Here is a 22,172-nt window from a genome sequence, read left to right on the forward strand (position 1 = left end):
GGATTACTCGTCGAGCAGGCTCAACTGCGATCCGGCATCCTGTGTCGGGAGCTCCGCGATTGCAAGTCCTCGTACATTCGCAACGTCGACGACAACGCGCGTCAGATGGTGTGTCGTATTGACTTGCCGCCACGTAGTGGAGCTGCCCGGCCCATCCAACCCTTGAGCCGTGCGCGCGATGTAGGCATCGGCCGGCGAGAACCGCGCGCTCGCGAAATGCCCGCTTTCAACAATTCGAGCGCAGACTTCTTTCATGATCGCTTGGTGCGAGCCGGCCTTTGCTCCGCGCGCTACGAACCAGTCGGTTTGCGTCGTGTACCGATAGTGTGGAATCGGCTTGCCGCCGCTGCCGCCAAACACCATCTTCGCGCAGTCGGCCGCGTAGTCGCCGAAAATCATGTGCTCCGCCGTTGCCGGGTCGAAGCTGACGGCCTGCCGCCATGCAGCCCACTCGTTGCGAGGCCAAAGGAAGCTCGCTCCATCCTCAGCCGGATTCTTCTCGGGGTAGTGTGTTCCCTGAAAGATAACGTGCCGCCATTGCCCCAGATCTTGGAGCTGTTCCAGCGCGCCGCCGATAATAGGCGCTACGAGATCCGGAGACGAGAAATCGGAATCCGAGAAGTCCGCAATGATTGCGCAGTCGGTCGCTTGCAAGCCAAGCTGCTTCACAGCGAGCGAGAGCGTCGCACCAAACTCTAAACCGACCATGTCGCCGGAACCGACGCAGATGCAAAACTTCAAAGCATCTTTGTCGTCAATCGACTCTTTGAACGCGTCCCTTTCAAGCGTGCCGAGATCGTGGAGCATTGCCATCGGAATGGCCTTCACGCCTAGGCTCCGTGCGCGACGAAACATCTGCGGCAGCCACGACGCGAGGTTGTCTCTCCCGCGTTCCGCGATCAGGTGCGTCGAATCGATAATCGCAGGGCGATTGAGCCAATGCCGGGACAATAATCCGCCGACGTCTGGGGTGTTGTCGAGCGCAAAAAGCTTCGGCTGATCGTCGTCCCTTTCGCTAGGCGGCGGCACGATAAAGCGGGGAAGCACATATGAAGCAACATCGGGCGCCAGTTCCCGGACGCCGTTCAGTTCGCCGGCCTTCATGCGCAACGCCGGGCAATACAAAACCTTACTTCCCTTCATGAACCGCCTCCTGAGGCTGCGAAAGTAACTGCTTGCGTACCTTGTTGCGACCAATCTTGTCCGAAAAGAGCGCGTAATTTTTCCGCTCCATGCGAACACGCCCAAAAACTATCGCGGGCGAAATCCCAAGCTGTTCAGCAAAACGCTCGATAGGGTCGGCCGTCTTGGCGATTCGAGCCGGGGACCGCGACCACAACTCCTCGGGAATCAGCATGTTTGACGCGAAACGATTTGCCTCGTCTTCAAACTCATCGATTTCCGTGCTTTCGATATCGTCAAAGAAGCCGGCTGCCAAACCCGTCCGGTAATGCAAAATCACATGGCCAACTTCATGCATCAAAGTGAACCAGAAGTTATCTAAGGCGTCACGTAACAGCGTCAACCCGATGACCGGAATGTGATCGACCAAAAATGCGGCTCCATCCACGTTCATCCCGGGAATGTTGCGTTCCGCAAGTAGAACGATACCGTGCTGTTTGAGCAGATCGCACGCCTGCGAGGGACCATCGTCCAGTCTGCTAAGCCGAACGAGGTCCTTCAGCCACGATACGTCGACCGGCCGGTATCGGAGCTTCTCTTGGTCAATTATCGTCTTCGCCCGACGTGTCACTTGGGCCTTCCAAGACAGTAACGACCAATCTTCAGAATGGTGCTCTACATTAAGACCTGTCCTAAGCAGGGAAGGTGTACCATGCATTTCCACATGCTCGGCGACGTGCTTGACGAGTTGGCTGATCCCATTCTCGTCCGAGCCGTTATCACCTTGCAGCCATCCGCTTGCGCGCGCGTGTTTCAGGACTTTGTGAGCTTCCGCAGGCGAGACTTCGAAAGAAGGTTTCCAACGGTCATCTTCAAGTGGCCGGATATCCGCTGCGACATCTACTGATAGTGCACGTGCGATCCGCAGGTAGCCGGAAAGACTGATGGAGCGATAGCGCTCTGACTCGTACCGCTGGATAGCCTGCTCTCGCAGACCGAGCTGGCGCGCGAGGTCTTTCTGAGACCAACCCTTCGCGATCCGCGCAACAATCAAAACCTCTCCGAGGTCACTGTTAGCCTTGCGTTTGAGAAGCTCGTAGTCCCCCGATTTTGCTTTCTGATACGCCTCGAGAATTTCCGATAGTTCCTGTCGTTCGGTAGAGAGTGAACGGCGTACTCCATCGATTACATGTGCCGGCAATCCGTCCACAATCGACTTGAGCGTCTGGTCAGAAGACAGTGCCTGGCCAATCTCTTCGATTAGCGTGGAGACCTCGCGGGCTTGGCGGTCGTTTGAGATGAAGGTAACTGGAGACATGCCCGAATTGTACACTACAAATATGTTGTGTCATAGTCGGGCCAGACGATGAATTCGTTTTGTCGCTGGCAGTTAGCATTACCGTCGAACGCGATAGGGGCTCCCTTCCAGTTGAGGTGTTGGCGACGGGAACAAGTTCGACGGGTTGCACGACTGCGGACTCGAATGGAAAAGCAGCCTTGCCGGGTCGGCGGGCGAAATTCCGTCATCTTGTGGACGTTCCATTAGCTCCGTACCCGTCCTGTGACGGCTGCGATCTGCTCGCCAGTACGCCGGACGGGGTGGAGGACACTCGTTCCGACCGCTTTTGGCTGCCCAGGTCCAGCGAAAAGGTGGACGAGCGTCGTGTTTAGAGGGGATCCTCTAAGTCAAAAACAGCGGCTATTTACTTTTCTTTTTCAGTTTACTGCCCGCCGCGGCGCGACCACTTGCATTGAAGGCACTTTTCCGCGACTCATTCGCAAACTAGAATGGGCCATCTTGCTGATCGGCACCGAAAAAGCCGTCTGCATGATGAGAGAGTCCTGTGATCGGCGATGAATAATCGATCTTTAGAAGAATTTCGAGTGAGAGGTAATTGTTGTGCTTTGAATTTATTTGATCTCTGCGCCGGGCACATGTCCGTGCTTTCTCGCGCGATTCGACGCGACTGTCGATGAATCAATTAATTCGGAGTAAGACAATGTACATGGAGGGTTGTTTTATGGTTTACCCGAAAGTCGAAAAGATTGAGGGGCCGTATTCAGAAGGTTCTTGCGATTTCGAGGAGATGGTAGTGGTTGCACCGCCCGATTATCCTAAGTTGGTTGACGGGCTGGAAATCGGCGCCATCTACAAGGAGGTGTTGCGACCCGACGGGAGCAATAGCGGAGTATTGCACGGCATCTCCTCGCGTGAGCAATATCGCGACTGGTGTGAGAAGTTGGTCAGCTTGGTCACGAACGGCAAAAAGCTGCGAGAAAGACCAAAAGACGAGGTCGAATGGTCGAATAAGCTTTCAGAACTCGTCCACGATAAGGAGAAATATCCGGATACCGACGGGCGCGGACCCTTCTGGGAGATGCTCCGTTATGCTATCCGCGGGATGACCTTCGGGCCCGTCGTCTGCAAGAAGCTCGATGCGGATTTTCACAAATGGAAGTCGAAGGCCTCGGTCTTGGGCAATTCGGATTTCGTTCAGATGTACGATTTTATGTGGTCCACCTTCGGCCTGGACGGTGACGCAGGGATGGTTATCCACCCATGTTACTGGGATGAAGACACGGAGCCGAAGCTCGGAGTAGAAACCATTAGGCTACTTCGCGGTGACGAGTACGGCGACATTTGAAACTTGATGACGTAGAAAAGCGCTCAGGCGAACGCAATGCAACGTTCGCCGATTTCGAGTGCAATCGCAGACTTTTTTGCGTCCACCGTAAGTGGAACGGAAAGGGGATTGTTTGTGCTCTGAATTTTTTGATCTCGTGCGTCCGCCGCTGTGCCGCTTTTTGGCGTGCTTTCGGCGCAAGTGCCGATATCTCAAACCATTCGGAGCAAAAAATATATGAGCGTTCCCGCGTATTTCGAGGTCAATCCTGTGTTGCGGAAAGTAGAGCCACCGTATTATCCTGCCGAGATAATGTGCCCAGGGAGGCCATGGGATGTTTCAACGCATATGGTTGTAGTCGCGCCTCTCGATTATCCCCAGCTCGCTGAAGGACTTGAAATAGGTGCGCTCTATGATTCGGTGCCAAGTCCTGAGGGTGGGCCTTGTGGTCACTTCTATCTTGACAGCCGTTATTTCGAAGGATGCGAAAAGTTGGTTAGTCTTGTGACGGGTGGAAAACGGCTTGCGGAACGCCCGCCTCGGATGGTCGATTGGTCGATTCAACTTTCAGAGTTAGTGGTCGACGAAGACAAATATCCAGAAAGTGAGGGTCGTGGCCCGTTCTGGGAATTGCTCCGCTACGGTCTGCGAGGTATGACCTTCGGACCTGTCGTTTGCAAGAAGCTCGCGAACGATTTCGAGAAGTGGTATATGGACGCTTGGGCACTAGGTGACCTAGAGTTTTACCAGGGCGCGCGGAAAGCTCCGGCCTTTCAGGCCGGGGATGCAGAGCGCATCAAGCTCCAGCGTTAAAGTACGACTCGAAAACATGGGTCATGCATACAGCTATACTGTGCATGACCAATACGGAATTCACCACACGCACGTTGCGCCTGCGCCTGAAAGACAGGCATGCAGCTTTGCTTCGCGCTCAAGCACGCGAGGTGAATTTCGTGTGGAACTACGTCAATGAGCTTTCGCTAAAAATTCTCATGCGCGAAGGCAGGTTTTGCTCCAATGCGGACCTGGACCGTTACACGGCGGGCGCGACGAAGGAAGGCTTGTCGTTGCACTCACAAACGGTCCAGGCTATCAGTAAGGAACTCGTGACCCGCCGCCGACAGTTCAAAAAGCGTCGCCTTGCGTGGCGCAAGTCTGATGGCACGAGACGCTCGCTGGGTTGGATTCCGTTGAAAGCCTCGGCTTTGCGATACCGCAGCGGGCAGCTCTGGTACTGCGGCAAACCGCTCTCGTTGTGGGACAGCTTCGGTCTGCATCAATATGAGCTGGGCACCGGCTGCTTCAGCGAAGACAGTCGCGGACGGTGGTATTTGAATATCACCGTACAACGAAAGCGACCATCGGCCTCGCGAGGAACGAAGGCACTCGGCATTGATTTGGGCCTGAAGGATTTTCTGACCGCGAGTGACGGCTCTAAGGTCCAGGCTCACCGCTTTCATCGCGACCTGGAGCCGGCGATCGCCGCGGCGCAGCGTGCCAGGAAAAAGCAGCGTGTTGCGGCACTTCACGCCAAGGTGAAGGCACGCCGCAAGGACGCGCTACACAAACTCAGCACCGCACTTGTGGAAGAGTACGGTGCCATTTTCATCGGCAACGTAGACGCGCAAAAGCTTACGCAAACAGGCATGGCGAAGTCCGTGCTCGATGCTGGCTGGAGCGCGTTCCGAACCATGCTGCAGTACAAGTGCGCTGACGCCGGCGTGTGGTTCGAGGAAGTCAATGAAGCGTTTTCTACCCAGACCTGTTCGTGCTGCAGCAGTCGCACGGGGCCGAAAGGTATCGCAGGTCTTGGAATAAGAGAATGGCGATGCGAAGTCTGCGGCTCGAATCACGAGCGAGACGTCAACGCCGCCCGAAACATCCTTGCTACAGGGATGCCATCGCGCGCCGCCGGCGCGGGATTGCGGGACGGCCTCTCATCAACCAGTCTCGCGGCCGGACGTGGCCGTCTTGCTGAAGGAATTCCGGTCCTTTAGGGCCGGGAGGACGTCAAGACTGGTACGTTTTCATCCAGCACAGCAGTTGGCCACCTGTTTTCGAACACACACTCGTCGACGGATCGGCGCTTGGCCCAGCGCTCTTTTTCGAGCATTGGCGCGCCGTAGAAGCGTTCGACGTGTCCCAAGCAGAGGATTGCAACGGGCTTCGCGCCAGCGGGCATTCCCAGCAGCGTCGCGACCTCATGCGGATCGAATAGCGAAACCCATCCCATTCCGAGTCCTTCAGCCCGTGCGGCTAGCCACATGTTCTGGATCGCGCATGCCACCGACGCAAGGTCCATCTCGGGAAGCATGCGTCGCCCGAACACGCATTGCTCCGCCCTTCAATTAGCGCCATGACGAGCACCTCGGCGCATTCGCGTAGGCCCTCTCGACCTTCAGCCTCATAAATGACTCGCGGCGCTCGCCGAGAGCGTCGGCGGTCAGCAAGCGTCCGCGCTCGACCGAGTCGTGCAATCTGCCACGAATCCGCGGACAGGTGATACGCACGATTCGCCATGGCTGCATGAACCCGACGCTCGGCGCATGCAAGGCGGCGTCGATGAGCCTGCGCATCACCTCGGGCGCTATTGCTGCCCCGAGGAAATGACGCATGTCGCGGCGCTCATGGATGGCGCGGTAGACCGCTTCGCGGTCGGCTGGACTGAATGCTTTTTCCATGGTACCGAGCAGTTGGGAGGGTCGACTGCCCGCGATGATACTGCGGCGCTATCACTCAACGACATTCAGGCGCCTCTAGATGGGAGCATGAACATGCCGGAAAGCGCTTGCCTGCCGTTGCGTTTTCGCGCAAAGGCCGCAGCTTTACGAATTCGATTTGGGGAACCAGGGGTGTCGCGGCCCGTCGTCAACCACTCCTTTTCGAAGTTCGAACCAAACTCGCGGTGAGCAACGGGACCTGCTCGCACCGCGGCGAACATGTCGGCCGGTTCATTCAGGCAGCCTTTAGCGCTTCAGCGGCACTGAAAACGCCGCCGATCCTAATGTTTAGAGTGATCACTCTAATTCCTAAATGCGCGCCTATTCACTGTCCGTTTTGTTCTCCCCTCATCGGCGGCGTGAGCGTTTGAATTTTAAGCTCTTTCCCGCGATTCATTCGCACTTTAGAATACGCTTATCTGTTGATCCGGCCCATGTAAACGCAGCGCAGCTTCCGCAATTAGTGGAAGCTACTCGTCCGTCCGCGATCAATAACCATTTTTAACTTCATCTAGCCAAAAAGAGAGGTAGTTGGTAGTTGTTGTGCTCTGAATATATTGATCTCGCTGCGCCGGACGGGATTTCCGCGATTCCTGGCGCGATTTCGACGCTAGCGTCGATAACTCAAACTATTCGGAGTGCAACAATGTACATGGAAGGATATTTTCTCATTTCGCCGGCAATAAAGAAAATTGAGGGTCCATATTCAAAGGACATGGTGAACCCCGAAACGGGGAAGCCACTGTGGGTTAACGAGGATGTGTTGGTCGTGGCACCGCCCGATTATCCACAGTTGGCTGAAGGGCTCGAAATCGGCGCCCTTTATCGTGAGGTACTGAGGCCCGATGGAAGCAGCGGATTTCTGCACGGCATCGATTCTCTCGAGGAATATTACGACTGGTGCGAGAAGTTGGTTAGTCTTGTGACGAACGTTGCAAGAACGACCAAATGACGAGGTCGAATGGTCGAATCGGCTTTCAGAGCTCGTCGAAGACAAGGAGAAATATCCGGAAACCGAGGGGCGGGGACCGTTCTGGGAGCTGCTCCGCTACGGGCTTCGCGGGATGACGTTTGGTCCGGTCGTCTGCCAGAAGCTCAAGGCGGATTTTGGAAAGTGGCAGTCGGCAGCCCATGCATTGGATGATTCGAATTTTTCCGGCTGGTATTCCCATATCCGGTCGACGTTCGCGATGGCTGACGAAGCCGGAATGGTCATGTATGGATGGTATTGGAGCGACGACACGGAACCGAAACTCGGGACAGCAACGCTTAAATTGTTCAGAGATTCTGATTTTAGCGACATCTGAGCAGTTTCATTACTCAAGTTCGTCGTGATTTGCGCCGATAACAGAGCTTTGGCGCGAAGTTTCGAGCGACTTCGGAAGGGCAGGGACCGCGAGCCGAAAGGGTGGCTTTCATGTGTGTAGCGGGTTGTCGGGAAGCCGCGACCTCTATCGCCGATCGACGATGTTGTCGGTTCGCTGAATAGTCAGCGCCAGGCAGCCGAATGTCACGAATGCGCGAAATGTTATGCGCTCGCACCGTCTCCCGTATCCGTCATGCGGGCATGGACGCTCTATACGACAGTGTGGCCCCTTCGTGCTTCACCAGTTCGTGAGGACACGAGAGATGGGACCCGCATCGGTGGTGCGATCGACGCGCCAGAGAGAAACATCGTTGATGGTTTTGCAGGAGAAGGAAAAATGACTCAAAGGATTAAGCTGAGCGAATCCCAGACGGACCTCGTCGCGACGGGCCAACTTTTGCCGCTGCGGTCGTTGGGCGACAGGCAGAAGCATACTCGCGGAATGCCTGAAGACACGCCCGTTCTGGTGTTTCCAGTGGCGCCTTATGAAGCTCATCTGTTTTCCGAGGCGGTCGAAAGTGCTTGCTTTGGTTGTGGACATGTCCCGCTTGTCCACGGAAACTTCATGACCATGCGCTATCAGATGGATGGTTTGCAGGTCAATTGGGTTGCCCAGACGACGGACCCGGAGGTTTGGTCGGCGATTGAGTCTTGGAAGCGCATCGGAAAGGTTGTTATTCTCTTTGCCATCCACGAAGCCGATGGTAGCCGGCGTGGTCTCATCTGTAGCGTCGACATTGAGAATCATAGGCTAGCCAACGAGAAGTTCCGGTATCCCGAAGAGGCCCCGACGGTGCGCGCGTGGCAGCAGATGGCATCGCTTGTACGCCTTGGAATTCTCCAACTGGCAGCCACAAGCGATATTGAAGGCGTGTCGCTTCGACATGTGCTGGCGGGCGTTCTCGTTACCGACCGTCTCGAGGCAGTCATAGGCGAGACGGCGCCGCTTGTAACCACCTAAGGTCAGAAAACAATGCTCTTCAAAAGCGCGGCACAGCCGCGCTTTTCTTGTGCTCTCGACAGGGGCTTGCCCATGCGAGATGTGATTGCATTCGCCCGGTTTGCCGAAGGAAACTGGACGGAGCAGTCCGTACTCGTGTTCACGCATTGGCGCGGCCTGAGCAAGGATCCAGGCATTGCGCCGGACACCGAGCACATAGACGCGGAGAGCGCAGCCGCGCAAGGCGTGCGCGCGGCGTGGAACGCGTTCTTTCCTCGGTTGGAAGAGACACCCAAGAAATGAACCGGCTGCGCATGCCTGCTCGAGCAAACGCCGCCAGACTAAAAAGATATGCGTCGACGCATTGCAATGCAGCGACAAAACCGGCTCGACCCCATGCTCAGTTGGCGAAGGGGACATCGCGTCAAAGTGCAAAGTGGCAGCGTCGGGCAGAAGTTGACCCATTATGCAGCCGGTCGTTGCTGCGCGCGAGCAGAGTCCGTTAGCGCAGAAGTCCAATCATTCTATGGCAGCTTTGGCTGCTCGCTGAACGGCAGGTTGCGACGGCTACCGACGCTCCGATCCGTCACGTCGGTCACATCGAGAGTACGCGTTGCGTTGACGTGCACGGGATTAGCCACGTGGGTGATGTTCATTGCGGTGGCTCCGGCAATGAAAACGCGCCTAGAGGCGTGAGCAGTCTGGGTGTGGATCAGATTGAGGATGAATCTATCGCGGAACAGTGCGGGTCATTCCTACAGCGGCGGTGGCGAAATACAACTGCACTTCCGCTTGTTGAAAGCGTTTCTTCAGGCGCGCCTTCTTTTGCTTCCGCACGCAGTCGACCCAATCAGGGCCAATCGCGACTGGGCGGCAATCGTCCAGAGAAGTTGTGAGGTCTTGTGACGCACCGTCCCGCCTATCGCGAACATATCGCCTCCTTCGTGACTATCTATTCGCGCGCGGCGCGAGGGTTAAGCCAGCAATTTTGAGGTTCATTACGGTAATTCAATAATTCAATAGTGATAGATGCAAAAAGCCCGCGCGCGTCGGGCTTCCGAAGGGTATCAGGCAACGGCACTCAGTTTGATAAGTGCCATCCACGGCGAAGTCTTTAGCTTGCGTACTTTCGGCATATCAGCTCCCAGATCAATGTTCAGCGTGATGTCGGCATTAAACGCCTTCGTGTCGGTGCTCTGAACGTGCTGGACCGAATACTTCGGAACGTGTTGCTGTTGGACGGGTTGGTTGCCGTGATGGGCAGATGCCCACATGAAGTGCCTGATACCCCTCCAACTGAAGTCTCGGAGGCCTTCAGGCGTACCTGTGGCGGTGAATAGATCGCTATTCTCACCGCTCCGTGGTGAAAATCAAGTCCAGCTATACTTCGTGCTCCAACTACGGGAGTCTGACGAATGGCGAAAGCAGAAGAATTCAACACAGGCGACGTCGTGCAGCTTGTTTCCCGCGGTCCCGAAATGTCTGTGAAGACGCAGCACAGCGGCGGCGAGTACAACTGTCAGTGGTTTGCAGGCAAGAAGCTCGAGGATGGCTGGTTCCCTGGTGCCTCCCTGAAGCTCATCAAGAAGCGAGGCGAATGATGGATGCCTCCGCAGCGGCGCAATGGATGCTCGAGCAGATCGAGTGCGACGGCTGTATCTATCAGGATGACGTCGTCGATCATCTAGCCAAAGCGAAGGCCGAGAATTTGCTCCGCGAGAACGCCGACGGCAACCTAGTCGTCGGCAAGCCGGTTCTCGACGCTTTCCTGAAACTGACCGAAACGACGGTCGTCTGGGTCAAGCCGGATCGATACTGGCGTTGGCGCGTCAAAGAGGATGAGCCGGGCCGTGAGGCACGAGGATAACTCAGTGGGCGGCTCTCAACCGCGTTGTCACCGCCCCTCAACCGGCAAGATTTGGAAGAATGGATCTCGGATAAACCTTGCCCTGCTCGCATCCGACAGCAGATCCATACGGTTGAGGCTCCGGGCTTCTTACCCTACGCTTCTTGGCAATGCGCATTCGATTGCTGCAAACGCGTTTTCGGGATTCAAAGTCGGACTGGCTCGGAAGCGTTGAAGCAGGCGGGTGCACTTCTGGCTACGCCGAAGGTACGCTTCCCCGATCGATCAAAATGGCTTTCAAGGTTCCCTCCAGTATGTGAAAGTGAACAAATCGGCTACCTTGACCGAGCGGACGAATTTACCACAGCTATTCACGCAGCGTGCAATTCCCCATCTCCCGTAACAAGGCGTAGACCTTCTCGGAGGCTCAATCAAGCCCGCTGCGCGCGCCAACCACGGCTAACTGCAACTGTCCGCTGGGGTCGGCCAGCTTCGGACTGATGCAGGCTACGAGCGACCTTCCCGGCATTCCACGGCGCCAAGTACTAGCCCACGCACTGCTCACCAAGCGACTGGAAGCGGTCGTTCCAAAAGGTGTTGGCATAGTCGGCGCTAGTCGCCATGTGGCGCGAGGTGAACCGGCCTTCAGGCCGGTGAGCGATAGCATCTCGGTGCAAAGCATTACGGAAAGCGGCATCCTCGATTGGGCTACGAATTGCAGTCGTCGACTCCGGCGTAGCGAGAACAGGCAGATTCAGCGAAAAAAACTAGAGCGATCGAACGATGGACCAGGTCGCTCGAATGAACACGCTCGAATCCAGAACATCCACCACCTGGTTGCGAACCTCCGCGCAAAGCGGCGCCGACCCGGTCGTAGCCTGTGCGACTCGTCATAAGCCGGGCATCCAGGGTGTCGCGCTAATAGAGCATTTGCCACTGTTCGCGACCATACAGGACGGCGACGCGACGCCGCGCCTGCAACAGCGCAAGAACGCGCTCGATCAACGCATGTCGCCCGACACGGAGCTATTGACGCAGCAATCGCCGCCCCGCAACTCGTGCGCTCCGTGTGGGAACGCGTCCTTTCCCTCTGCCGCAAGAGACACCCAAGAAATAAGCCTCCGGCGCATACCTGCTCTTCTCGAACGCCGCCAGTCAAAACCACTTGCGTCGGATTCGTCATGCAAAACCGGCTCCGCAACAGCAGCGAATCTGGTCAATTCGGAAAGACCGGCCCCTACAGAATCCGCAATACGCCTCAAGCTCGGCGAACTCGACACGGTAAGTCGGAGTTGCTTTGTGCTACTCATCCTTACGCGAGCACTTGGCGCTGCGCCAAATATCGCGGCGTACCGGCTTTCCCTAAGCCGGTACGCGATTGCTTTGGAGGGCCGGCGCGCGCCTGCCGTCAGGACACGTTCTCGCCGACTCGTATTATGATTGCGATCGCGCGCTGCAACGTGACACAATTATTTTCCTATGAATGCCCTCAAACGATAAAGGTGCACTTGAAATGTCGAAGTACGGCTTGGACCCATATGCAACTATCGGGCTGACGGAAAATCCATTCGTTCCACGAGCCCTCGGCGCGGATGTCCTAGGCAAACGATTACTGGTCGGTCGGGACGAAGAAGTAACCCTGGTCGGCCGACGACTTCACAAGAACGGTAAGATCACTTGCCTTGACGGGCATGTCGGAGTCGGGAAAACCAGTCTTGTGAACGTTGCTGCCTTCGACTGCTTCCAAGCCTACTTGGCAGGCGAAACAGAGCAATTATTAATTCCGTCCGTCGTTTCTTTCCAACTGAAGCCTAACGGTAGCGTTGATCAGTTTTGCGCCGAGGTGTTTCAGGGTGTCGCCCAGACGCTTATCCAATATCAGGAGCACCTCCAAAAATACGACATTCAGAAATTTCCCCTCCCGCAGATTCACACGTGGCTAAATTCGCCAATTGTACAGCATCTTAATGCGACAGCTAAATCGGGCTTCCGTTTTGGGGTGCCTAGCGTGGCCTCGGTTTCGGTGGAAGGAGGCGTGAATACTTCGAATCAAGTTAATCAGTCTGCCGGGTTTTCTCAAAGTGGATTTGAGAGTCTTGTGAGGCAACTACTTAATGAGATATTTACGGTTCGCGGTAATGGTGGCGTGGTCTGCGTGATCGACAACATCGAACTGCTTGAGAACGGCATGGCTGCTCGCAAAATGCTTGAAGCACTCCGTGACAAGCTTTTCAATGTAAATGGCTTGCGTTGGGTTTTTTGCGGAGCGAACGGAGTTATTCACAGTTTGGCCGGGTCCCCGCGTTTGACAGCATTTTTGAATCCAGTGATAAAGGTCGCTAACGTTAAGCCTTCTGCAATCATTCCACTGGTTAGAGCGCGTCTCCAAGAGTACTCGACGGACGCTAAGGAAGTAGAACGTGAACTGCCAGTTGCATTGGAAGATTTAGAGCTTCTCTACAGGATCGTCAACTCGAACCTTAGAGACTTGCTCGCTCTTGCGGATGAGTTCTGCGAATACTGCGTCCAATCCGGGAGACCTGTTCGAACTAGTAGCACCCGAAAGGAAAAATTTGAAAGATGGCTTGAAAAGGCGACGGGCGATCGTTACGACGACCTGTCAAGTAGAGTTTCTCAGAACGCGTGGGCAGTGCTGGATGTCGCGATGAGTAGTCTATTCCAAGGCACATTCGGTGCCGCAGAATATTCTTCCTTCAATCAAAACAGCACGGTTTCTTTCGTTGAAACGACCTTTAAGAAGTGGCTATCCCAACTGGAGAAGCTGGGCCTGATTAGTAAAGAATCGAATGAAGGGACAGGCGATTCAAGTGAAGATGACAGCGAGTCGGGTAAATTCAGTCGCGATGTGTTCACGGTCACAGCCAAAGGCGCGCTCGTCCACTATGCACGTCGAAAGCGACGCGAAAACCTTTCTGTTGCAGATGACCCCGAATGGATGCGGCCAATTCACCATGTTGACACGTCCGCGCCGCGGAAAACCAACCGGTACTAGATTGGAATTCAATTGTTCTGCTATTGAGCCGACTTCGCTCATCGGCTCGTTTGGCGCTGCCGGGCGGAGCGACGCGCACGAGAAACCTTGCAGGTCCGAAGGTGTGCGATGCAGCTTGCGCCGGCAGCCCGTCAAGCGTCCTCCCTCCGCGCTTTTCGAAGCGCCGCGTCCAGCTGATCTACCGTGTAAGGCTTGCGAAGGCTTTGCCAATGGAAGTCGCCGGCAAGGTTGTCTTCAATAGAGTCCCCGGACGCGAAGATGACCGAGATGTCCTTGTGTACAGTCGCAACCCGGTGAGCCAACTCGATTCCGGAGATGTCGGGCAGGTGGACATCGGTGAGGAGCACGTCGAACGCATCATTGTCGACTGCGTCTAGTGCGGCATGCGCGCCAGACGCGGTGGTGGGTCGATGCCCCAGCATTCGCAGCAGTTCACTGACCGCATCGCATGTCGGCTCGTCATCGTCTACGACGAGCACGCGAAGCGGGATGAACTCGGCGGCGCCGGACGTGTTTGCAGAAAGGGCGTTCGTGTCGCCTTCCAGAGGCTGTCCTTCGGAGCCCAACACCTGTCGGACCTTACGCGCCAATTCCTTGAGGCTGTACGGCTTGCTGATGAGCTCAACGTTGGGATCCAGCCGACCGCCATGAACAATTGCGTTCTGTGTGTACCCCGAGGTGAACAGGACGCGCAAATGTGGCTGCAGCTGAACGGCATTTCGCGCCATCTCGGGACTCTTCAAGGTTCCCGGCATCACGACGTCCGTAAAGAGAAGGTCAATATGCACGCCGCTGCTGAGCACAGCGATAGCCTGGTCAGCGTTGTCTGCCTTCAGCACGGTGTAGCCAAGGTCGGTAAACATCGAGATCACCGTGGCTTGCACCTTCGTGTCGTCCTCGACCACGAGCACCGTGTCACTGCCTCCCATGGCGGGGGCGTTAAGTCGAGTTGTCGTCTCGCGCGCTTCGGCAGACGTTCGCGGCAGATAGATCCGTACCGTAGTGCCGTGCCCCGGTTCACTGTAAATCCGGATGTGCCCGCCACTCTGCTTCACAAAGCCGTAGGCCATGCTGAGACCCAACCCGGTTCCTTGCCCTTCCGGCTTCGTGGTAAAGAACGGGTCGAACGCCTTCTCGAGCACATCGGCTGACATCCCAGATCCTGTATCCGTCACGCCAAGCATTACATATTGACCAGCCGGCACGTCCGAGAGCGAGCGCACATAGTCGTCGTCAAGCATCGCGTTCGACAATTCGAGCGTCAGCTTGCCGCCATCGGGCATTGCGTCACGCGCGTTGATTGCCAGATTTAATAGAACGTTCTCGAGCTGGTGAACGTCGACGAACGCATTCCAAAGGCCGCCGGACACCACGGTCTCGACCTCGATGGTTTCCCCAAGTGCACGGCGCAGCAGATCATCCGTGCCGCGGACCATGGCCGCTAGATTGACGGGCTCCGGCCGAAGCGCCTGGCGTCGCCCAAACGCCAACAGCTGTGACGCCAGCGTTGCGCCGCGTTCGACTGCCTGAATTGCGTTTCCGAAGCGCTCCATTGACCACTGGTCCCGGGCGCAGCGATTTTGTAGCAGTTCGAGGTTACCGCGCAGGACTTGCAGTACGTTGTTGAAGTCATGGGCCACCCCGCCCGTGAGCCTGCCAATCGCCTCCATCTTTTGCGCGCGGAAAAGCGCGGCTTTTGTCTCCTCGAGGAGCTTGTCGGCTTCCCGCTTTTCCGTCACGTCTCGAGTGATTTTCGCAAACCCGAGGAGGGCGCCAGAGTCGTCGCGGATGGCATCAACGATAACGTGCGCGACGAATCGAGTTCCGTCACGGCGCACACGCCATCCTTCCGACTCGAAGCGTCCTTCACGGGCCGCAGTCTCAAGCGTGCGCTTCGGTAAGCCGGCAGCGGCGTCTTCCGGCGTGTAGAACCGGGAGAAGTGGGAGCCGATAACTTCCTGTGCGCTGTAACCCTTGATGCGCCGTGCGCCGTTGTTCCAGTTGGTGACAAAACCGTCTGGCGACAACATATAAATCGCATAGTCGGAGACGCCGTCGACAAGCAAGCGGAATCGCCGCTCGCTTTCGATTACCGCATCGTGCGCTTTTCGCTTCTCGCTCTCGTCGCGTGCCAGCTTTGCGAATCCGACAAAAGCTCCGTCTGAATCTACCAGCGCGATCGTCACGATACTCGCCCACAACACTGAGCCGTCCTTTCGTTTACGCCAACCTTCCATGACAGAGCTGCCGTTTTCCCGCGCGTGGCGGAATTCCGCTTCATACGCCTCGCGCTCGTGTGGATCATCCGGAAGCAAGATTGAAGAGTGCCGCCCAATGATTTCGTCGGCGGTGTAACCGTAGATGGCCACTGCGCCTGGATTCCAGGTCGAGATGACACCGTCGGGCGTCATGGCGAATACAGCAAGTTCGGTGACGGACGCCGCCCAGTGCGTAGCACGTTGCATAGCGGCGCGACTATCGGCGTTCTCCTGGCGCGGCATGGTCGTAGAGTTTTTGTAGAAGGGACGACGCTTATTCTACGGGTTGCGAGAAATGTGGACACGACGATCGATGAATCGGGCAGGAGTAGGGCCGCTCGCCGCAACGAGTTGTACCGAGCTATTCGTGCGCGATGTCAATAGCAGCCAGGCTTAAGTCGCGGGACCAGACCTTGCCATCCGCGGTGGCAACACAACGCTTCGAGCCGCTCGCTCCCTGGCTGCTCACTTCACGCGGCGTCCTCACCTGAGTTGCATTTCTTGATATCACGCAGCAACTCGAAGAGATTGCGCACTTTAATCGAGCTGTCTTCGGGCGCACGTGCGAGTATCTCTCGAAGATTCACTGCCTTTCCCTCTGCGACGATTTTTGGATAAACGCTGTCGATAAGTTCACGTGTCTCTATCAAATTTTGCTCGTTGCGGCGTTGCACCTGCTGCTTTCGTCGCTCAGTAATGGCGTCAGTTTCCTTCTTTGCGTGCCGGTAGAGCTCGCGCTCGTGAATATTCAGGCTTCGTGCAGCATCCTTTATACTCGCAACGACAGGCGATTCGGCTGAAGCAGCTAATGTCGCGCGTATTTGGCGCCAGTCGTGGCGTCGACCCTGAGCTCGCTGTTTAGTTTCAGGGAAAAGTGCGTTCAATTCATAGATTTCCGGCGGCGCCGGAGGCCAGTCGGTCAAGTTGCCAATCACTAAGTCGGACAGTCTCAATCCAGTTTGCGAAGCGATACGCAAAAGCGCGGGGAGTGTCGGTATGCCATCTTCCTTAAGCCAGTGGTGGACGGTTGCTTTGCCGAGCCCAATGCGGCGTGCGAACATTGCGCTGTTTCCATCGTCCAAATGCTGCACCAATGCGCGAATTCCTTCCATCAGAGCTCTTCGTGTAGCGATAGAAGGCACACTGTTCTGAAGGCTCAGCGTTGCACCGACTTGCGATGCAATCCAAACTTCGGCTGGTGTCGCCGTCTCCGCACTGATGTGTTCGCCGAGGAAGCAGCCGCAGGCGGTACACCAGCCCGGAATGACGAATGCCGATTTATGGCGGACTTCGGACCCACCGCATTCCTGGCACACGTGTATCAGCCTGCTTTTGTGTTTCGAGCAGGCGGTTACGGTTCCGATGTCCCACGTTAGCCGGAAGTACGGCGTCCCGCCCGCAGCGCGGTCCTCAGCTAGACAGTGCGGGCACCACCGGGACGACGTGGGACGCGGACTGGATTGGGCAACGACGTCTCGCCACGGAAGCATCGTCAGCCTTTCCAAATTTCGGACGCTTGTTAATTCCGACAATGCGCGCGCCCATCTCTCCGTCGCGTCCGACATGCCGTTCAGATTGGCGCTAATCCAATTGTATCTTTCAAAGAACTCCCAATGCGAGGCGTCAACAACTCTCCGCCCCAGGTTGGACGTAGAGATGCAGTGAGACATAGCGAGTCGGCAAAAATAGCTCACCAGGCTTTCGACTTCCGGCGTTCCGACGCCGATCGGAGCGACGGGATTCAGCACCGAGCGCGTTAACGAGAGCTCTTCGATAATGTTTTGAGGACCCATAGTCACACCGCCGAACGTTTGATTTTTGGCATGATTCGGGTGAAACTTGGCCCGATGGCGCTCTCGCCGTCGATAATTTCCTCGAGAATTCGCTTGCGCTGTGCCTCGGTGAGGAGCGCGCGTTCCAAAGAATTCACCGACCATGAACCGGCAGGTTCTGCTAGCCCTGACGCATTCTCACCGCCTCATCTTTCATCGAGTCTGACGCGGAGCTCGCCTCCTCAACCAGACCTGCGTTCATCTGCGTCATTTCGTCCATATGGAAGACAGCGGTCGTTACTTGCTCAATGCCGCGCGCCTGATCTCGGGAAGCGGCGCTGACCTGATCAAGAAGGGCCGCAACGCGAGCGATGCCAGCCAGCATGCGATCCACGCGCTCCATGGCACTAACGCCTTGTGCAGCGCCTTCGTCCACAAGCAACAGGGATGCGCTAATCAGCGCCTTGATCTCCTTGGCCGCCGCCCCCGAGCGCTGCGCAAGCGAGCGAACTTCTGTGGCTACTACCGCGAATCCTCGTCCCTGCTCGCCGGCACGAGCCGCCTCGACGGCCGCATTAAGTGCGAGGATGTTTGTCTGAAATGCGATTCCCTCGATTATGGCAATTATCTCCGCGATCTTTCCAGAACCGTCTTTTAGCTCGCTCATGGTGCCCGTGAGTTGCTTCACAGCTTCTGCTCCCAAGTCCGCGCTGCCGGCGACGAGATCGGCTAACTCCGTCGCTTCGCGCGTGCTTTCCGCATTCTGCTTTACCGTCATCGTAAGTTCCTCGAGGCTAGAAGCCGTTTCCTCGAGCGCACCCGCCTGTTGTTCGGTGCGCTTTGAAAGATCGTTGTTGCCCGCTGCAATCTCCGCCGCAGCATGCACCACGCGTTCGGCGCTCTCTCGGATTTTCGTGACGGTTTGGCGCAAATTTTTTTGCATCTTGCCAAGGCTAAGCATCAAATGGCCGAGTTCGTCGTCACGCGAAGCAACGATTTTGACGGTGAGATCTCCCGCTTCAATCGCCGTGAAATGAGCTACGATCGCCGAGAGAGGATTTGAAATGGCCCTTTTAAGGATTGACCAAGCTGAAATAGCACATACCATACTGATGACTGTCAAAGCTATGGCGAACGCCATAGTCGTACGCTCATGCGACTCGCCTTCACTGACAAGCCTGAGCGAATCTTGGGCTTGAAACCGGGACAATTCTGCAGTCGCGCTGCTTAGCTCCGAATATAACTTAGGAATTACGGCGAACGCTATGTTCTGCGCGCGGTTCTTATCGGAAGAATGCAAAGCGGCCGCGAATGGGTCGAAGCCGCTTTTTATCAATGTGTCTCGAGCGTTCGCGACGCGCGCTGCGATCCGTCGTTCATCCTCTTCGGCAGGAAAGCCACTGTATGTTTCCCATGCTCGATTGCTTTGACTGATAAAAGACTGCATTGACATTAACGAAGACCCGCTTGATGGTTCGCCGAGAGCGGCGGCTGTTTGCGCATTCAAAGAAGCGCGAGCCAGCAGTTCTTGCTGCTGCAGAATCGCTTCCAGCGTCGGAACGTTGCCGGATGCGTTCGATAATGCATCGTTCGTTGAATGAATACCGTATATCCCCGCCGCGCCAACGATAACGATTAAAACCGCGAGGACAAGCAGGACGATGGCAATGATAGAGCGGATTGTTAAAGTCTTGGCCATAATAGTGACGAAGGTTGATCGTTACTGGTGTTAACGGTGAGGGGATGATCGCCTGAACGGATTAAGGAATAAATAGTTTCTCGTTGGTGATTCGAAAGCACTTAGACGTGGGAGTCTGTCCTTTGGCTTTCGAAAGTTTCCTTTTCAATGAGACAAGCTTGAGACAAGCGCCTTCTTACAAAGAGATGGGAATGAGCATTGAGTTAACGATCGTCTGCACGCTTCATTTCCGAAGCATGCGACAGGCGTGACGTGGACTCGACGGAAACATTTTGCATTGCGTTGGCGCGACGACCGTGCGCTCGCGAATTTGGTGATCGCAAAAAAACAGCTGCTGTCGACGCACGGGAGCAATCCGTCAAGTGTGTGAAAAATGGAGGAAATAAGGCCCAAATAGGGCGCAGTTCTCTTCTTACCTTCGAATTTGTTCGTCAATTAACAATTGCAGCATGCGTCGTTCTTAATGCGGACCGCAGACGCATTGATCAGCGTTTCCCTAGACGAAATCCATGTTCAACAGAAGGTGGCGGACGAGTCTAAGCAGGCGCTCGACAAGCTGCTGGCCAGGCAGAAAAAGGAGCGGGAGAGGCTGGCAGCAGCGGGGGAACTGAGCCAGGTCGTCTGGGACGACATTGACGAAGTCTCGGTAGCGGGTGAGGTACAGCGCCTGCAGAATCAGATAGCAGAGGCTCAACACTCTCATCCGGAAATACAGGAGCTCGACGAGCAGATTAAGGCCCAGCGGAAAATAGCGTCCCAGGCTGGCAGCGCATATGAGACGGAAAGCAACAAGCGTGCTGAAGCGGATCAGCAGATGAGCGCGTTGATTCGTGAGGTTGAAGATACCACCAGCGCTTTTCGCGTGCCGCCTGTAGACGGGGACGAGCTCCAATTGCTGTTTGGGAGTCTGCGAAAAACAGGTGGCCCGCGTTCACGTCGGCGTCTCCTAGTCCGCAGTCGGACATGAAGTCGACGATAGTTCTGGCCACTTCGTTGCTGGTGGTCGTTTCGGCTTGTTGCTTGGATTCTTGGCTGTTCATGGTGTTTATCGTGGGAGAGACGCCGCGCAACTTCGTTGCTGAATGCCCTCATTGTTGGTCACGCTAGCGGGCGTCCGATTTAGCAGGTGCGCGACCTAGGATCGCGCGGGCGCGGTTCAATAGTCTTCTCGGAGCATGTCGTCGAACGCCTTATCGCCGCGATGGAGTACAAAGGACGTTACATCCAGCTCGCATCTTGCGCTTCCGGGGGTTACCTCGAGCAACGCTACGGCCATGTTATCGAGTGAAGTGCATGGGAATCCAAGTACCGCATGTTCGGGCTGAACCCCGTCAGATGCTCGTTTCTCCGAACCCACGATGAGGTTCACGAGCGGATTCGCTATCGAGTCCCCATTTCGCGAGCGCCGTCGAGCGGACGTCTGGCCAGCTTCGACCGCTTCACCCAAAACGTGAAGCCAATTTTCGAAAGACAAGAGGCTGAACGTTTCGCCGTACGCTTCGGCTAGGCCGCCTGTGAGTTGCAAGCAGTTGGACTCCGACTGATTGCGCAATTTCTCAAGGTGGGCCAACACTTCCTTCTCGAGCGTAGCGCGATTGAATCCGGCCCTGCCAAGTCGCTGCCGAAGCGTGCCCGCGGTCGTCGAATAAACAAATTCAATGTCTACCTTTTCCGCGTCAGTTTTGTCGGTGGTCATGCCGTAGGTCAGCGGATTTAAGTGCTTCTTCGGTCGGCAACGTACGATTCTGTCTTCCGGCAAGAAGCGCCACGGGCTGTAGCAGTTGAGGGTGGTCGCGACTTGATAGCCGCCGATAGTGGCGTGTGCAAAGCAGTCCATTTTTGTTCCTAGGTCTTGTTCGTGAGCAAGCGCTGCGTTCCCGATCGCGAGGAAATGCATAGCGTCCTTGCTCTATTCAATACGTCGCTTGATCGACAAATCTCATTGAGGCAGCGACAAATCAGATGTCGTCGTACTGAGCTTGAGGCTTTTTCAAGAGCCGCATGTCGTCGAATGTCATATCGCCCTTGAACTCGACGAACATTGTGACTTCCTGCTCGCACAGCGCGTCGCTGGGAACGACTTCCAACATAGCCACGGCCATGTTGTTGAGCGAACTGCACGGAAAACCATAGAGGCAGTGCTGTGGCATCAATTGACGACAATCAAACCATTCGGGCGCGTCAGAACCACTTATTATGTCGACCAAGATGTTCTTAGGCTGTGCGAACTGGCCTGCATTGCGCCCAACGCGAGTCACACCTATCTCCACAGTTTTCGCGAGCGCGTCCATCCAATCGTTCAGCGTTGCAGCCCGAAATGCTTCTGCACGAGCCAGTGCTCTTTCAGCGTCAGGATATTTGTCGAAGAACAACGTGCCTTGGTTGCCGCTACCGATACGGAGAGGAGCGGCTGTTCGATGTTGCGGAAGGAGTGGACGAGCTCAATGCGTTCCAAGACCAGCTGGCGAAATTGGGCGGCTACAATTGGTTGATTCACGACGTGGAAAGTCCGGGACCATTCCGCGAACTGATTGGCTATTCGTGCGACTCTGGAATTATCGGCCCGATGGTGTCGGCGAAACTGGCTGATGACTTCGCTTGGTTCGACGAACGTGCTCGGTCGCTCGGAGATAGCGGCTTCTACACATGGTTCACCGTCATGCCGGAGTTGTTCGAATTCGTAGGAAAGGATGGCGCCGTCTGGTGCGTTGAAGAACGGCATCTGCGGGACACACTTTCCAGGTTCGCACACCAAGATGGCATCGCCGAGTTGCTACATCGGCTGACGGCTTGGGTGTGAGAGGCGCTTTGA

Annotated in this window: 22 protein-coding genes and 2 pseudogenes; 12 read left to right on the top strand and 12 right to left on the bottom strand. The window is 55.9% G+C overall.

Features of this window, described 5'->3' with window-relative positions; all coding sequences use genetic code 11:
- Positions 1–3: 3 nt before the first annotated feature.
- Together NCR38_RS14665 and NCR38_RS14670 are read right to left on the bottom strand one after the other, a co-directional pair.
- Complete coding sequence (locus tag NCR38_RS14665; protein ID WP_250477282.1) at positions 4–1,143, bottom strand: beta family protein; 1,140 nt, start codon at positions 1,141–1,143, stop codon at positions 4–6.
- Positions 1,130–2,440: an XRE family transcriptional regulator gene (locus NCR38_RS14670; RefSeq protein ID WP_250477283.1), complete on the bottom strand. Its 1,311-nt coding sequence runs from the start codon at positions 2,438–2,440 to the stop codon at positions 1,130–1,132. Before NCR38_RS14670 ends, NCR38_RS14665 begins: the two co-directional genes overlap by 14 nt.
- Before the next feature lie 682 nt (positions 2,441–3,122).
- Between NCR38_RS14670 and NCR38_RS14675 the strand changes: the two genes are divergently transcribed.
- The 3 genes from NCR38_RS14675 to NCR38_RS14685 all read left to right on the top strand — a co-directional run bounded on the left by NCR38_RS14675 (position 3,123) and on the right by NCR38_RS14685 (position 5,743).
- The gene (locus NCR38_RS14675; protein ID WP_250477284.1) at positions 3,123–3,767 is read left to right on the top strand and encodes a hypothetical protein; all 645 of its coding nucleotides are present in this window, start codon (positions 3,123–3,125) and stop codon (positions 3,765–3,767) included.
- Positions 3,768–3,983: 216 nt separating this feature from the next.
- Positions 3,984–4,559 carry a hypothetical protein gene (locus NCR38_RS14680; RefSeq protein ID WP_250477285.1) on the top strand — a complete coding sequence of 192 codons (576 nt, stop codon included), beginning with the start codon at positions 3,984–3,986 and terminating at the stop codon, positions 4,557–4,559.
- Between the two features lie 44 nt (positions 4,560–4,603).
- Positions 4,604–5,743 (top strand): transposase, encoded by a 1,140-nt coding sequence (locus tag NCR38_RS14685; RefSeq protein ID WP_250477286.1) that lies wholly within the window; start codon positions 4,604–4,606, stop codon positions 5,741–5,743.
- Here NCR38_RS14685 and bluB read toward each other — a convergent pair.
- Positions 5,740–6,427 (bottom strand): annotated as a pseudogene (gene bluB, locus NCR38_RS14690) (5,6-dimethylbenzimidazole synthase). The gene NCR38_RS14685 and the pseudogene bluB overlap by 4 nt on opposite strands.
- 685 nt (positions 6,428–7,112) lie before the next feature.
- On the opposite strand from bluB, the gene NCR38_RS14695 reads away from it, so the two are divergent.
- From NCR38_RS14695 to NCR38_RS14710, 4 genes are all read left to right on the top strand, one after another.
- A complete protein-coding gene (locus NCR38_RS14695; RefSeq protein ID WP_250477287.1) occupies positions 7,113–7,418 on the top strand; it encodes a hypothetical protein in 306 nt (101 codons plus the stop codon).
- Complete coding sequence (locus tag NCR38_RS14700; protein WP_250477288.1) at positions 7,399–7,773, top strand: hypothetical protein; 375 nt, start codon at positions 7,399–7,401, stop codon at positions 7,771–7,773. Before NCR38_RS14695 ends, NCR38_RS14700 begins: the two co-directional genes overlap by 20 nt.
- 396 nt (positions 7,774–8,169) lie before the next feature.
- Entirely contained in the window at positions 8,170–8,793 is a 624-nt protein-coding gene (locus NCR38_RS14705) for a hypothetical protein (RefSeq protein WP_250477289.1), read from the top strand.
- Positions 8,794–8,865: 72 nt separating this feature from the next.
- Positions 8,866–9,075 carry a hypothetical protein gene (locus tag NCR38_RS14710; protein WP_250477323.1) on the top strand — a complete coding sequence of 70 codons (210 nt, stop codon included), beginning with the start codon at positions 8,866–8,868 and terminating at the stop codon, positions 9,073–9,075.
- A 221-nt stretch (positions 9,076–9,296) separates the two neighbouring features.
- Here NCR38_RS14710 and NCR38_RS34150 read toward each other — a convergent pair whose 3' ends face one another.
- Both NCR38_RS34150 and NCR38_RS14715 read right to left on the bottom strand, forming a co-directional pair.
- Positions 9,297–9,428, bottom strand: coding sequence for a hypothetical protein (locus NCR38_RS34150; RefSeq protein ID WP_284502275.1), 132 nt, complete (start codon positions 9,426–9,428; stop codon positions 9,297–9,299).
- Positions 9,429–9,839: 411 nt separating this feature from the next.
- Positions 9,840–10,046 (bottom strand): hypothetical protein, encoded by a 207-nt coding sequence (locus NCR38_RS14715; RefSeq protein WP_250477290.1) that lies wholly within the window; start codon positions 10,044–10,046, stop codon positions 9,840–9,842.
- A 141-nt stretch (positions 10,047–10,187) separates the two neighbouring features.
- Between NCR38_RS14715 and NCR38_RS14720 the strand changes: the two genes are divergently transcribed.
- The 3 genes from NCR38_RS14720 (at position 10,188) to NCR38_RS14730 (ending at position 13,631) form a co-directional block, all read left to right on the top strand.
- Positions 10,188–10,373 carry a YodC family protein gene (locus tag NCR38_RS14720; RefSeq protein ID WP_250477291.1) on the top strand — a complete coding sequence of 62 codons (186 nt, stop codon included), beginning with the start codon at positions 10,188–10,190 and terminating at the stop codon, positions 10,371–10,373.
- On the top strand, positions 10,370–10,639 hold the full coding sequence (locus NCR38_RS14725) for a DUF6953 family protein (RefSeq protein WP_250477292.1): 270 nt from the start codon (positions 10,370–10,372) through the stop codon (positions 10,637–10,639). The genes NCR38_RS14720 and NCR38_RS14725 overlap by 4 nt, the downstream gene beginning before the upstream one ends.
- Before the next feature lie 1,492 nt (positions 10,640–12,131).
- Positions 12,132–13,631, top strand: coding sequence for an ATP-binding protein (locus NCR38_RS14730; RefSeq protein ID WP_250477293.1), 1,500 nt, complete (start codon positions 12,132–12,134; stop codon positions 13,629–13,631).
- Between the two features lie 131 nt (positions 13,632–13,762).
- On the opposite strand, the gene NCR38_RS14735 is transcribed toward NCR38_RS14730, so the two are convergent.
- The 5 genes and pseudogenes from NCR38_RS14735 to NCR38_RS14755 all read right to left on the bottom strand — a co-directional run bounded on the left by NCR38_RS14735 (position 13,763) and on the right by NCR38_RS14755 (position 19,360).
- The gene (locus NCR38_RS14735) at positions 13,763–16,132 is read right to left on the bottom strand and encodes a PAS domain S-box protein (RefSeq protein WP_250477294.1); all 2,370 of its coding nucleotides are present in this window, start codon (positions 16,130–16,132) and stop codon (positions 13,763–13,765) included.
- Positions 16,133–16,359: 227 nt separating this feature from the next.
- Entirely contained in the window at positions 16,360–17,001 is a 642-nt protein-coding gene (locus tag NCR38_RS14740; protein WP_250477328.1) for a hypothetical protein, read from the bottom strand.
- Positions 17,002–17,223: 222 nt separating this feature from the next.
- A pseudogene (locus tag NCR38_RS34155) lies at positions 17,224–17,682 on the bottom strand (TniQ family protein); the annotation flags it as partial.
- Positions 17,683–17,684: 2 nt separating this feature from the next.
- Positions 17,685–17,810: a hypothetical protein gene (locus NCR38_RS14750; RefSeq protein WP_409241430.1), complete on the bottom strand. Its 126-nt coding sequence runs from the start codon at positions 17,808–17,810 to the stop codon at positions 17,685–17,687.
- 32 nt (positions 17,811–17,842) lie between these two features.
- Positions 17,843–19,360, bottom strand: a complete 1,518-nt coding sequence (locus NCR38_RS14755) for a methyl-accepting chemotaxis protein (protein WP_250477295.1) — start codon at positions 19,358–19,360, stop codon at positions 17,843–17,845.
- Positions 19,361–19,841: 481 nt separating this feature from the next.
- Between NCR38_RS14755 and NCR38_RS14760 the strand changes: the two genes are divergently transcribed.
- Positions 19,842–20,327, top strand: coding sequence for a hypothetical protein (locus tag NCR38_RS14760; RefSeq protein WP_250477296.1), 486 nt, complete (start codon positions 19,842–19,844; stop codon positions 20,325–20,327).
- Positions 20,328–20,516: 189 nt separating this feature from the next.
- On the opposite strand, the gene NCR38_RS14765 is transcribed toward NCR38_RS14760, so the two are convergent.
- Both NCR38_RS14765 and NCR38_RS14770 read right to left on the bottom strand, forming a co-directional pair.
- Positions 20,517–21,197 (bottom strand): HEPN/Toprim-associated domain-containing protein, encoded by a 681-nt coding sequence (locus tag NCR38_RS14765; RefSeq protein ID WP_250477297.1) that lies wholly within the window; start codon positions 21,195–21,197, stop codon positions 20,517–20,519.
- A 121-nt stretch (positions 21,198–21,318) separates the two neighbouring features.
- Entirely contained in the window at positions 21,319–21,732 is a 414-nt protein-coding gene (locus NCR38_RS14770) for a hypothetical protein (RefSeq protein ID WP_250477298.1), read from the bottom strand.
- A 59-nt stretch (positions 21,733–21,791) separates the two neighbouring features.
- Here NCR38_RS14770 and NCR38_RS14775 point away from each other — a divergent pair, with 59 nt between their 5' ends.
- A complete protein-coding gene (locus NCR38_RS14775; RefSeq protein ID WP_250477299.1) occupies positions 21,792–22,160 on the top strand; it encodes a hypothetical protein in 369 nt (122 codons plus the stop codon).
- Positions 22,161–22,172 lie beyond the last annotated feature (12 nt).

The organism is Caballeronia sp. INML1, assembly GCF_023631085.1.
Lineage (GTDB): Bacteria > Pseudomonadota > Gammaproteobacteria > Burkholderiales > Burkholderiaceae > Caballeronia > Caballeronia turbans.